Source organism: Saccharothrix texasensis, assembly GCF_003752005.1.
Lineage (GTDB): Bacteria > Actinomycetota > Actinomycetes > Mycobacteriales > Pseudonocardiaceae > Actinosynnema > Actinosynnema texasense.
Map to the genome: position 1 here is coordinate 2,999,812 of NZ_RJKM01000001.1, position 11,402 is coordinate 3,011,213.

11 protein-coding genes are annotated in these 11,402 nt (G+C 74.4%); 9 read left to right on the forward strand and 2 right to left on the reverse strand.

Annotation, left to right across the window (positions count from 1 at the left end):
* The first annotated feature begins 120 nt into the window (after window positions 1-120).
* Window positions 121-3,252 carry an AfsR/SARP family transcriptional regulator gene (locus tag EDD40_RS11915; RefSeq protein ID WP_123747967.1) on the forward strand — a complete coding sequence of 1,044 codons (3,132 nt, stop codon included), beginning with the start codon at window positions 121-123 and terminating at the stop codon, window positions 3,250-3,252.
* Window positions 3,253-3,267: 15 nt separating this feature from the next.
* Here EDD40_RS11915 and EDD40_RS11920 read toward each other — a convergent pair whose 3' ends face one another.
* Window positions 3,268-4,104 (reverse strand): DUF4097 family beta strand repeat-containing protein, encoded by an 837-nt coding sequence (locus EDD40_RS11920; RefSeq protein ID WP_123742960.1) that lies wholly within the window; start codon window positions 4,102-4,104, stop codon window positions 3,268-3,270.
* 227 nt (window positions 4,105-4,331) lie between these two features.
* On the opposite strand from EDD40_RS11920, the gene EDD40_RS11925 reads away from it, so the two are divergent.
* Both EDD40_RS11925 and EDD40_RS11930 read left to right on the forward strand, forming a co-directional pair.
* Complete coding sequence (locus EDD40_RS11925; protein ID WP_123747968.1) at window positions 4,332-5,138, forward strand: glycosyltransferase family 2 protein; 807 nt, start codon at window positions 4,332-4,334, stop codon at window positions 5,136-5,138.
* 64 nt (window positions 5,139-5,202) lie between these two features.
* The gene (locus EDD40_RS11930) at window positions 5,203-6,060 is read left to right on the forward strand and encodes a GNAT family N-acetyltransferase (RefSeq protein WP_123742961.1); all 858 of its coding nucleotides are present in this window, start codon (window positions 5,203-5,205) and stop codon (window positions 6,058-6,060) included.
* A gap of 3 nt (window positions 6,061-6,063) precedes the next feature.
* Here EDD40_RS11930 and EDD40_RS11935 read toward each other — a convergent pair whose 3' ends face one another.
* On the reverse strand, window positions 6,064-6,957 hold the full coding sequence (locus EDD40_RS11935) for a LysR family transcriptional regulator (protein WP_123742962.1): 894 nt from the start codon (window positions 6,955-6,957) through the stop codon (window positions 6,064-6,066).
* 139 nt (window positions 6,958-7,096) lie between these two features.
* Between EDD40_RS11935 and EDD40_RS11940 the strand changes: the two genes are divergently transcribed.
* The 6 genes from EDD40_RS11940 to EDD40_RS11965 all read left to right on the forward strand — a co-directional run bounded on the left by EDD40_RS11940 (window position 7,097) and on the right by EDD40_RS11965 (window position 11,396).
* Complete coding sequence (locus tag EDD40_RS11940) at window positions 7,097-7,894, forward strand: inositol monophosphatase family protein (protein ID WP_123742963.1); 798 nt, start codon at window positions 7,097-7,099, stop codon at window positions 7,892-7,894.
* 25 nt (window positions 7,895-7,919) lie between these two features.
* Entirely contained in the window at window positions 7,920-8,516 is a 597-nt protein-coding gene (locus EDD40_RS11945) for an NADPH-dependent F420 reductase (RefSeq protein ID WP_123742964.1), read from the forward strand.
* Window positions 8,517-8,603: 87 nt separating this feature from the next.
* On the forward strand, window positions 8,604-9,122 hold the full coding sequence (locus EDD40_RS11950) for a SigE family RNA polymerase sigma factor (RefSeq protein WP_123742965.1): 519 nt from the start codon (window positions 8,604-8,606) through the stop codon (window positions 9,120-9,122).
* A gap of 11 nt (window positions 9,123-9,133) precedes the next feature.
* Entirely contained in the window at window positions 9,134-10,099 is a 966-nt protein-coding gene (locus EDD40_RS11955; protein ID WP_148088766.1) for a hypothetical protein, read from the forward strand.
* A gap of 161 nt (window positions 10,100-10,260) precedes the next feature.
* Window positions 10,261-10,629: a DUF1048 domain-containing protein gene (locus EDD40_RS11960; RefSeq protein ID WP_123742967.1), complete on the forward strand. Its 369-nt coding sequence runs from the start codon at window positions 10,261-10,263 to the stop codon at window positions 10,627-10,629.
* Complete coding sequence (locus tag EDD40_RS11965; protein ID WP_123742968.1) at window positions 10,626-11,396, forward strand: ABC transporter ATP-binding protein; 771 nt, start codon at window positions 10,626-10,628, stop codon at window positions 11,394-11,396. Before EDD40_RS11960 ends, EDD40_RS11965 begins: the two co-directional genes overlap by 4 nt.
* Window positions 11,397-11,402: the final 6 nt, after the last annotated feature.

Here is an 11,402-nt window from a genome sequence, read left to right on the forward strand (position 1 = left end):
GTGACCACGTCGTCCTCGAAGGAGAAGTGGGCCAGTTCCACTTCGTCGTCGGTGCGCACCCGGACCGGCGGGTTCGCGCTCGTCAGAGGCCTGCCGGCGCTCCGTGACACAATCGGCCACGTGCAGATCGGGACGCTGGGGCCATTCGAGGTTCGCACCGACGACGGCGTCTCGGTCGACGTGCCGGGCGCGCGGTTGCGCGGGTTGTTGATCGCCCTCGCGCTCGAACCGGGCCAGGTGGTCCCGAAGACGTCGCTGGTCGACTGGATCTGGGGCGAGAACCCGCCCGCCGACGCGACGAACGCCTTGCAGCGCTTGGTCTCCCGGCTGCGGAAGGTGCTGCCGGAGGGTGTGGTCGAGGGGCAGCCGAACGGCTACCGCCTGCTGGTGGCGCCCGACGCCGTCGACGCCGTCCGGTTCGAGCGCCTCGTCACGCGGGCCCGCGGCGAAGAGGCGCCGCAGCGGGTGCGGCTGCTGCGCGAGGCCCTGGCGCTGTGGCGCGGCGCGGCCATGCAGGACGTAGGCCTGCAGGACAGCGAGGCGTTCGACGCGGCCGTCACCCGGCTCGACGGGCTGCGCCTGACCGCCGCGGAGGACCGGTTCGACGCGGAGGTGGGGCTCGGCGCGGACGTCGTCCCGGAGCTGACCGACCTGGCCGCCGCCCACCCGATGCGGGAGCGGTTCGCCGTCGCGCTGATGCGCGCCCTCATCGCGGCCGGCCGCGACACCGAGGCGCTGCTCGTCTACGAGCGCACGCGGGAAGCCCTGGCCGACGCGCTCGGCGTCGACCCGTCACCGGAGCTGTCCGCGCTGCACGTGGCGCTGCTGCGCGGCGAGGTGAGCCGGCGCGAGGAGGACCGCAGGACCAACCTGCGCGCCGAGCTGACCAGCTTCGTCGGCAAGGACGCCGACGTGGCCGTGGTCCGCGGGCTCGTCGCCGGGCAGCGGCTCACCACCCTGATCGGGCCGGGCGGCTCGGGGAAGACCCGGCTGGCCACCGAGACCGCGCGCACGCTGCTCGACGACCTGCCGGACGGCGCCTGGCTGGTAGAGCTCGCGGCCATCGGCGCGGACGGCGACGTGGCGCAGGCGGCGCTCGCCGGGCTCGGCCTGCGGGACGCCCTGCTCGGCGACACCCCGAACGCGGAGCCGACGGACCGGCTCGTCGCCGCGCTCCGCGACCGGGAGGCGCTGCTGGTCCTGGACAACTGCGAGCACGTGATCGAGTCGGCGGCCGCGTTCGCGCACCGGGTGCTCGGCGAGTGCCGGCGGCTGCGAATCCTGGCCACCAGCCGGGAGCCGCTCGGCATCACCGGCGAGGCGCTGTGGCTCGTCGAGCCGCTCGGCGTGCCGGAGGAGGGCGCCGGCGCGGACGAGGTCGAGGCGTCGCCCGCCGTCCGGCTGCTGCGGGACCGGGCGAGCGCGGTGCGCAAGGACCTCACGGTCGACGCCGACGCGAGGTCGACCATGGTGCGGATCTGCCGGGCGCTGGACGGGATGCCGCTGGCGATCGAGCTGGCCGCGGCCAGGTTGCGCACCATGACCCTCGACCAGTTCGCCAACCGGCTCGACGACCGGTTCCGGCTGCTGACCGGCGGCAGCCGCACCGCGCTGCCGCGGCACCGCACGCTGCGCGCGATGGTGGACTGGAGCTGGGAGCTGCTCACCGACGCGGAGCGGATCGTGCTGCGCAGGCTCTCCGTGTTCGCGGGCGGCGCGAGCCTGGAGGCGGCCGAGCGGGTCTGCGCCGACGACGCGGTCGAGCCGGACGAGGTGCTCGAACTGCTCACCACGTTGGCCGAGAAGTCGTTGCTGGTCGCGGCGGGCGACGGCGCGCCGCGCTACCGGATGCTCGGCACGATCAAGGAGTACGCCGCCCAGCGCCTCGCGGAGGCGGGCGAAGCGGACCTGGCGCGCCACGCGCACCTCGCCTACTTCACCGAGCTGGCCGAGACCGCGGAACCCCGGCTCCGCCGCGCCGACCAGCTGACGTGGCTCGCCGTGCTCAAGGCCGAGCACGACAACATCGGCGCCGCGATGCGGGGCGCGCTGGCGGCAGGCGAGGCGGCCGGCGCGATGCGGCTCGCGGCGGGCGCCGGCTGGTACTGGTGGCTGGCCGGGCACAAGTCCGAGGGCGTGGAGCTGATCCTCGCGGCCACCGGCACGCCCGGCGACGTGGCGGACGACGTCCGGGCCATGGTCTACAGCCTCATGACGATGTTCGTGAACTCCGGCCTCGGCGACGAGCACCAGGCGGCGGAGTGGATCCACAAGGCGTACGAGCACAGCCGGCGGGTCGAGCGGAGCAACCCGATCCTGGCGCTGGTCGTCCCGCTGGAACACATGCTGCGCGAGCCGGGCGCGTTCCTGCCCTCGTGGGAACCGTTGCTGGACAACGAAGACCCGTGGGTGCGGGCGCTGGCCCGGCTGCACCTGGGCAAGATGCGGATCGTCCTCGGGCACGGCGGCCGTGACGCGGACGAGTACCTCGAGACCGCGCTGAGCGAGTTCCGGGCCATCGGCGAGCGGTTCGGCATCTCGTTCGCCCTGACGTCGTTGGCCGACCGCATCGCCACGCGCGGCGAGTTCGCCGCCGCGTGCGAGCACTACGAGCAGGCGATCGCGGTCGTCGCCGAGATCGGCGCGACCGAGGACGTCATCCGGATGCGGTCGCGGCAGGCGCAGCTGTACTGGCTGATGGGCGACGAGGACGCCGGCGAGGCCGCGATGGCCGAGGCGCAGCGGGCCGCGGCAGGGGTCACCTGGCCGGACGCGCTGGCCGAGCTGGCGCTGGCGAAGGCGGCGCTCGCCCGGTGGACCGGTGACGCCGAGGAGGCACGCCGGCAGCTCGACACCGCGACGGCTTCGTTGGGCGCCAACGCGGAACGGGCGCACATCCGCGCGATCACCCACGACCTGCTCGGCTACCTCGCCGACGACCTGGCCGAGTCCCGGGCCCACCGCGAAGCGGCCTGCCAGGCGGTGTCGGAGGCGGGGCACCCGACCACGACCGCGCTGGTCCTCGTCGGGATCGCGGACCTGGCGCTGCGCCAGGACCGGCCCGAGCTGGCGGTCCGCCTGCTCGCGGCGAGCGCCGCCGTGGGCGGGCTCCAGGACCGCGCCCACCCGGACGTGGCGCGGATCGAGGAGAGAGCGCGCGGCCGCCTCGGCGACGCGCGGTTCGCCGAGGCGGCTCGGGAGGGCGCGGGGACGAGCTGGTCCGAACTGGCGCGAGCCGCGCTCGCCCCCTGAGCGGGGCGTCGCGGGTCAGCCCGCCGCACGCTGGACGATGATGTCGCCGTGCCGCGTGCGGGCGTGGACGGTGACCTCGTCGCCGGTGGCGGCCAGGTCGTCCCGCGAGGACAGCGAGTCGCGCACCGCGCCCCGCTTGCTCTCGGCGTCCACCAGGGCCGCGACGCCCTCGCCGACGCCGACCTCGATGTCGCCCGAGTGGTTCGTCAGCTCCGCCCGACCGCGGGTCAACCGGCCGATCCGGATGGCGCCGCTGCCGGTCTTGGCGGTGACGCCGCCGTCGGCGCGGTCGACGTCGAACCCGCCGCTGCCGCTGCTGAGGTCGAGGTCGGCCGCGGCGTGGCCGATCCACGTCCGGCCGCCCGAGGTCGAGCACCTGACCGTGCCGCGGACCTCGTCGATCCGCGCCTCGACCACGCTGCCCTCGATGTCGACGTGGCCGGCGACGTGGCCGACCGCGACCTCGCCGGCCGAGATGGTCGCCCGCAGCGCCTCGACGCGGTCCAGCTCGACCCGGCTCGACGCCGTGTGCAGCTCGCACTCGCCGAACGAGCCGTCGGCCCGGACGGTGGAGTTCGCCAGGTAGGTGACGAGGCCGGAACCGGCGGGCAGGTCGATCGTGATGGCCACGGACCCGGCTCCGCGCCCGGAAACGGTGGTCTTGACCGACAGGTGCCCGCCGGCGAAGGCGACCTTCGTCCCACCGGCCACCTCGACGTCCGACTCGCTGGTCGGGTCGACGGGTGCGACCAGCACCGAGGTGTCGGTCCGATCGCTCGCGTTGACCCGCACCCCGGCGCCGGCGACGACGACGGTGGCGGTGATGGGACCGGGAGTGGCGAAAGAAGGCATGACGACTCGTTTCTCGTTCGGTGAGGGCGGCGACGACTTCGATCGCCGAACTCATGCGGGCAACTGTCGGCGGCCCGCCTGTCACCGTGCTGCCACGGCCCTGACACCGCCCCTGACACGGCCTCGCACCACGTCGCCGCAGGCCACGACCTGGCCGTGCGGGCTCGTCGTCGTCGCGACCCGGTGTCGCGTTGACGGGTCGCCGGCCGGCCGAGTACAAGTCGGCCATGCCCACGGTCTCCGTCATCACCGCCGCCTACGGCCCGAGCGCCCACCACCTCGCCGAGACCGCGCGCGGCGTGCGGGCGCAACAGCTGCCGCCGGGCTGGTCGCTGGAGTGGGTCGTCCAGGAGGACGGCGAGCGCCCGGTCCTGGCCGACGCGCTCGGCGCACAGGCCGAGTACGGCCACAACGGCACCCGGCTGGGCATCGCCGCCACCCGCAACCTCGCCCTGGCCCGCGCCACCGGCGCGCTGGTCCAGAACCTCGACCACGACGACGTGCTGCTGCCCCACGCCCTCGCCACCCTCATCCGCCGCTTCGAGGAGCACCCGATCCACTGGGCGGTCGGCGCGGCCGACGACCTCCTCGAGGACGGCGCCCGCCGGTCCTGGGACTCCGCGATGCCCTTCGGCCTGCTGCCCGCCGGCGACGTCAACCGGTGGGCCGAGCGGCACGGCGGGAACTGGCCCGTGCACGGCGGCGGCCTCATGGTGCGCGCCGACACCCTCCGCGCCATCGGCGGCTGGACCGGCATCCCGGTGGACGACGACCTCGCCGCCCTCGTGGCGGTCTCCGAGCTCACCGACGGCTGGAACGACCCCACCGTCACCTGGCTCTACCGCAAGCACCCGGCCCAGACCACGCGCAACTCCCACTACCCGGGGCTGGAGGACACCGGCCGCCGCATCGCGCTGCAACGCGCCAAGGCGCTCCGCAACGCCGGGCTCGCCCTCACCGCGGCGCCCTCGTTCGACGGCGGCGGCACGGACGTCCGAGTGGGGCCGAACATCAAGCCGGCCCCGACCGGCTAGCGGGAACGTCCCGAACACCGAGGCTCCCGATGCGAGGGGCGGGGGCGAGCGGAGATCATGGGGCATGCGCCCGGACGGCTGGCACCTCACCGAAGACGTCGACGACTTCCTCGCCCGGGCCGGGGACTTCCTCCGCTCACGCCCCGCCCTGCACACGATGCCGTTGACGGTGACCGAGAAGCTGAGATCGGGCCACGCGGACGGCACCGTGCTCGGCCGGCTGGTCCAGGGGGACGAGGTCCGCGCCACCTTCTACCGCCGCCCGACCCGCCACCTGAGCGTCACCGCCCTCTCCCCCGGGCAGGCCGACGCCCTCGCCGCCCACCTGGCCGGCCTGGGCCTCCCCCTCTCCGGCGTCACGGCCGTGCGCGACACCGCCACCGCTTTCGCCGACGCGTGGCGACGGCACACCGGCGCGGAACCGGTCGACGGCCCGTCGGTCCGCCTCTACCGCCTCGGCACGCTCACCCCGCCGGAGCCGGTCCCGGAGGGCCGTGCCCACGTCGCGGACGCGCGAGACCTCGCGAAGGTCGTCCGCTGGTGCGGCGAGTTCGCCGCCGCCGTCGGCGAGTCTCCTCCCCTGGACGCCGGAACGTGGGCGGCCTCGCGTTACGCCGACAAGCGCTACACGTTCTGGGAGACCCCGGACGGCGTCACCGCCGCCATGGCGGGCGCCACGTCGATGGTCGCCGGCATGGTCCGGGTCGACCCGGTCTACACCCCGGTCCACCTGCGCGGGCGCGGTTACGCGGGCGCGGTCACGGTCGAGGTGAGCCGGGCCGCGCCGGCGGCGGGCGCGACCGACGTCGTGCTGTTCGCGGACCCGGGCAACGCCATCAGCAACGCCCTCTACCAGCGCATCGGCTACGTCCCGATCGCCGACTTCGCCTCGTTTCGGTTCCCCGGCGGCGCCGGGCGTTGAAGCTCAGTCCGCGGTAGCCAACGCGGTCCGCGCGAGCTGGCGCAACCAGAGGTGCGCGCGGTCGGTGTCGTAACGCTGGTGCCACAACAGGTACACCCGCGCCGGCGGCAGCTCCAAGGGCAGCGGGAGCAGCTCCAGGTCCGCGGCCGCTGCCCGCGCCGTCGACTCCGGGACCGTGACGACGAGGTCCGTGCCGCGGACGAACGCGAACGCGGCCGCTTCGGTCGGCGCGGCGGCCACCACGCGCCGGGTGAGCCCGAGCCGTGCCAGGGCCTCGTCGAGGGCGTTGCCGAGCCGTCCGCGTCGCGAGACGGTGAGGTGCTCGGCGGCGGCGTACCGCGCGGCGGTGACGGTCCCGACGCGGGTCAGCGGGTGCCCACGCCGCACCGCGACCACGTGGCGGGTTTCGGCCACCTGCTCCGCGCGGACGTCGGGCGCGGTCGGGCGGCTCGCGTTCGCCTCGAGGTCGACCTCGCCCCGGCGCAGCTCCGGGGTGTCGGTGCTCGACTCCGCGAGGAAGCGCAGTCGCACGCCCGGAGCCTGCGCGCGCACGGCGGCGAGCAGCGCGGGACCCGCGAGGGCGACGAGCGAGTCGTGCCAGCGGAGCGTGAAGGTGCGTTCGAGGGTGGTGAGGTCGAGGTCACGGCTCGGCGCGAGCACGCCCCGCACCTGCTGGAGCAACTCGTGGACCTGTTCGCGGACCGCGATCGCGTACGGCGTCGGGGTCATCGTGCGCCCGGTGCGCACCAGGATCTGGTCACCCGTCGTGCGGCGGAGCCGACCGAGGCTCCGGCTCATCGCGGGTGCGGTGACGTGCAGGCGCTCGGCCGCCGCGGTCACGCTGCCTTCTTCGAGCAGGGCGTCCAGCGCGGCGAGCAGGTTCAAATCCAATTGCATTTGAGTAATCCTAGCCGTGCTTCACATGCACTTGCAGTTAATCAACTGGGTGCATACCTTCGAGGAAGCGGACGGGGGCAGAGCACCGGAACCCCGCCCGATCGACCTCCTCTCCCCTGATCGGACGGGACTTCTCGCCATGCCCGGAACAGCCCTGGACACCGACCTGCTCGCACAGACCGCGTCCGCCGTGCGCGCGGCCGGCGCGGTGCTGCGCGACCGCTTCGGCGAGGTGGTCCGCCACCGGACCCGCGACGAGCTGGCGCACGCGCTCGCCGCCAACGACGACGCGGCCCTCGACGTCCTGCGCCCCCGCCTCACCGACCTGCGCCCGCAGGCGCGCTGGGTGGACGACGAGCTCGCGGGCGGCGCGCTGCCGCCCGGCGAGTGGTGGGTCGTGGACCCGGCCGAGGGCAACGTCAACCACCTGCACGGCCTGCCGGACTGGGCGGTCACCGCCACCCTCGTGCGCGACAACCGGCCCGTGCTCACCGCGGTGCACGTGCCGTCGACCGGCGAGACCGGCACCGCGCTGGCGGGCGCCGGAGCGCACCTCGACGGCCGACCGCTGCGCGTGTCCGGCGCCGCGAGCCTCTCCCTGAGCCTGGTGGCCACCAGCCAGGCCAGGCCGGACGAGGTCGAGGCGGTCGTGCGGCGGGCCGGTTCCTCGATCACCGCGATGCTCCGCGACGCGCTCGTGGTGCGCACCTCCGTGCCCGCGACCCTGCACCTGCTGAACGTGGCCGCCGGCCGGGTCGACGCGTTCTGGCAGTTCGCCGGGGCCCGGGCCGACCTGCTCCCCGGCGCGCTGCTCGTCACCGAGGCCGGCGGCCGGGTCTCCGACGCCGAAGGCCGCCCCTGGACCCCGGACAGCGACAGCTTCCTGGCCTCGGGTCCCGGCGTGCACGCCGAAGCCGTCGCCACCCTGTCCCGCTGACCCCCACCGGAAGGACCGCACCACCATGACCGTCATCGCCGTACTCGGGAACGGCCGCGTCGGCGGCAACCTCGCCGCCGCGCTCACCCGGGCCGGTCACGAGGTGACCGCGGTGGGCAGCTCGCCGGGCGCCGCCGCCGACGCCGCCGCTCACGCCCGGGTCGTCGTCAACGCCACCCCCGGCGCGGGTTCGCTCGAACGACTCGCCGCGCTGCGCGAGTCGTTGCGGGGCAAGGTGCTCGTGGACGTCTCCAACGCCACCTCCGACGGGCCGGACGGACTGCCCGCCGGCCTGCTCCACCCCGGGTCCAGCCTGGCGGAGCAGCTCCAGGAAGCGCTTCCCGACACCCACGTCGTCAAGACCCTCAACACGATGCTGTTCCCGGTGATGACCGACCCCGGAGCCCTCGCCCGGACGCCGACCGCCTTCCTCTCCGGCCAGGACGCGCGGGCCAAGCAGGTCGTCCGCGGCCTGCTGGCGGACCTCGGCTGGCACGAGGACTGGATCACGGACCTCGGCGGCATCGAGACGGCGCGGGCCACCGAGGCCGCGATCCTGTTCGTGCCGCACGTGATCCGGTCCGGCGGGTTCGCGCCGTTCGCCGTCTCGATCGCCCGCTGACCCCCCGAACGCCCGCGTGACCCGCCGGCAACCATCCACCCGCCTCGACTGGTAGTACCAGCGAGGCGGTTGGTGGATGGGGGCTCGGTGGAGGTACCTGAGGGGTTCGAGGAGTTCGTGGCGGGCGCGTCGTCGCGCCTGTTGCGCACCGCGTTCCTGTTGACGCGCGACGCCGGGCACGCCGAGGACCTGGTGCAGGCGGCGCTGACGAAGGCGTGGCTGGCGTGGCGGCGGGTGGACGGCGATCCGGAGCCGTACGTGCGCCGGATCATCGTCAACACCTACGCCACGTGGTGGCGGCGGCGCTGGCACGGCGAGGAGCCGACCGACGTGCTGCCGGAACCGGTCGGACTGCCCCCGCAGGCCGCCGTGGACGAGCGAGACCGCCTGTGGCGGGCGATGGGGACGCTGCCGCGCCGCCAGCGGGCGGTGCTGGTGCTGCGCTTCTACGAGGACCTGACCGAGGCGCAGACGGCGCACCTGCTCGGCGTCTCGGTGGGCACGGTCAAGAGCCAGACGAGCAAGGCGCTCGCCCGGCTGCGGGAGAACCCGTCGTTCGACGGGCGGTTCGACGGCGAGATCCACGGGAAAGGGGCGCACAGGTGAACCCGCACGACGTGAGCGACGTGTTGCACCACCGCGCCGGCCCGCCGGAGATCCCCCACGCCGCCCGCATGGACGGTGTGCGCGCCAGGGTCCGCAGGGTGCGGCGGCGCCGGGCGTTCGTCGCGGTCGCGTGCGCCGTGCTGGCCCTGGTCGGCGGGACCCTGGTGACGAGGCCGGCGCTGCTCGACTCCCGGCCCGCCGCGCCCGAGCCGTTCCCCGAATACCTGCTGAGCTCGCGCGTCCTCGCGCAGACCTGGGGTCACACCCCCGAGCCGCTCACGATCAGGTTCACGCCCACTTCCGCTCCCGAGGACCTGACGCTGATCTTCAGGTGCGACTTCGGCGACCGGCACACCACCGGGGACAAGCAGTCCTTGAGCGTGGCGATCTCGGTCGACGGGCAGGAGGTGGCGCGGACCGCGTGCCTGGACGACGCGACTTCGACGGGCGACCGGGAGCTGGCCGGCAGCCTGCGCACCGGGCGGGAGTCCCTCGTGCGGCTGACCGTGCTCGGGCACATGTCCGAGCCGCCGGTGGGGACGACGACGCCCGCGGTGGGCCCGGCGCCGGACGGGGTCGCGATCCGGCTGGCCGTCGGCGAGCACGTGCCGGTCACCGAGTACCCGCTGCCGCCACCGCCGGAGGAGCCGGTGCGGGTCGACGAGCACGTGGGTGGCGACGCCGACATCGTCCTGCGTGCCGACCCGCTCGACCCGAACAAGCCGCAGAAGGTCGTCGTCGCGTGGCGCGGCCTGTCCTCCATGGTGCTGATGAACGGCTCGCCCGGCCGCCTGCGGGTGCTGGTCGGCGACGTCACCGTCGCCGATGCCAGCAACTACGGCTACACGCCCAGCGGCGTCACCGGCAGCGTCGGCTTCGACCCGACCGGCCTCGTCCCGGGGCAACCGGTCGAGATCAGCGTCGTGCCGGAAGGAGCGCACGGCGACTGGGTGCTGGCGCTGTGGGAGGAGGACTGACCGCGGAGCCCGCTCGCGAGCGTCCACCCCGTGGCGGGACCTCCCGCCGCACGGCGAACTTGCACCGACACCGCTATCCAGTGATACTAGGTACCGGTAGTCAGCACCACAGAGTAGCCGGACGGGCCGGGCACACCGCGCCAGGAGGTAGGTAGGCGACCATGGGCATTTCGGACCTCGCCACGAAGGTCATCGGCGACAAGCGGCGATGGCGGGCGTACAAGGCGCGCACGCGACAGCTCCCCGCGCACTACCGCACCGCGGTCGACGGGCTGGAGCGGTACCTGATGCACTTCGGCCCGGCGGACGGCGACACCGCGGCCACGATGTACGAGGACCTCGCCGACCTGTTCGAACGGGCCGCGGCGGACGGCACGTCCATCCGCGCCCTCGTCGGGCAGGACCCCGTCGACTTCGCCGAGGCGTTCCTCCAGAACTACCGCAAGGGCGGCTGGGTCACCAGGGAGCGCGAACGGCTCGCCGACGCCATCGCGCGGGCCGAAGCGGAGTCCGGGGAGACCCCCTCATGACGACCCGAGCCACCGCCGGACCCGCGATCCGCGTGCGGGGCCTGGAGAAGTCGTACAAAGCGCTGCCCGTGCTGCGCGGCGTGGACTTCGACGTGGCGCGGGGCAGCATCTTCGCCCTGCTCGGCTCGAACGGCGCCGGCAAGACCACCGCCGTGAAGATCCTCGCCACGCTGCTCGAGGCCGACGCGGGCACGGCGAGCGTGCACGGCTTCGACGTCGCCACCCGGGCCGCGGACGTGCGGGAGTCCATCAGCCTCACCGGCCAGTTCGCCGCCGTCGACGAGATCCTCAGCGGGCGGGAGAACCTCGTGCTGATCGCCCGGCTGCGGCACCTCGACGACCCGACCGGGATCGCGGACGACCTGCTGGAGCGCTTCTCCCTGACCGACGCCGGCGCGCGGAGGGTGTCGACCTACTCGGGCGGGATGCGCCGCCGCCTGGACATCGCGATGAGCCTCGTCGGGAACCCGCCGGTCATCTTCCTCGACGAGCCGACGACCGGCCTCGACCCCCGGGGGCGCATCGAGGTGTGGCAGGCCGTGCGGGAGCTGGCCGCCCGGGGCACCACCGTGCTGCTCACCACGCAGTACCTGGACGAAGCCGAGCAGCTCGCCGACCGGATCGCGATCCTCCACGGAGGACGGATCATCGTGGACGGCACCCTCGCCGAGCTCCGGGAGCTGCTCCCGCCCGCCGAGGTCGAGTACGTCGAGAAGCAGCCGACCCTCGAGGACGTGTTCCTCGCGCTCGTCGGCGCGGACGGGTGAGGACGG